This is a genomic window from Stenotrophomonas sp. YIM B06876, assembly GCF_030711595.1.
Classification (GTDB): Bacteria; Pseudomonadota; Gammaproteobacteria; order Xanthomonadales; family Xanthomonadaceae; genus Stenotrophomonas.
In genome coordinates, this window is sequence record NZ_JAUJUJ010000619.1 from 1 (window position 1) to 385 (window position 385).

Genomic DNA, 385 nt, shown 5'->3' on the forward strand with positions numbered 1-385 from the left:
GGCGACCTCGAAGTGCTGGCCAGCTGGTGCGTGGATGCCGCGCAGCCGCTCAAGCAGGTGCGCATCAGCGTGCGCAACCAGGGCGCGCGCGCCGCGCACCTGCGCATCATCGGCATGCTGGAATGGGTGCTGGGGGCGCAGCGCCTGGACCGGCAATCGGTGCACACGGCGTTTGAATCCCTGCCCGGCGCGGACCTGCTGCTGGCCACGCAGTGCGACGACCAGGCCGGGTTTGGCGGCAGCACCGCCTTTCTCGTGCTGCGCCAAGGCGGCGCGCCCGACGCCCGCCTGCAGGACTGGACCTGCGACCGGCGCGAACTGTTTGGCGGCAGCGGCCAGCGCATCGTTCCAGACCACCTGGGCGCGCGTGCGGGCGCTGGGCTGG

The 385-nt window shown here is 72.7% G+C and carries 1 protein-coding gene; it reads left to right on the forward strand.

All coding sequences use genetic code 11. The features are described 5' to 3' along the window. Positions 1–385 (forward strand): hypothetical protein (locus QZH66_RS18735; RefSeq protein WP_305807283.1); only part of this gene is annotated, 385 nt, incomplete at both ends.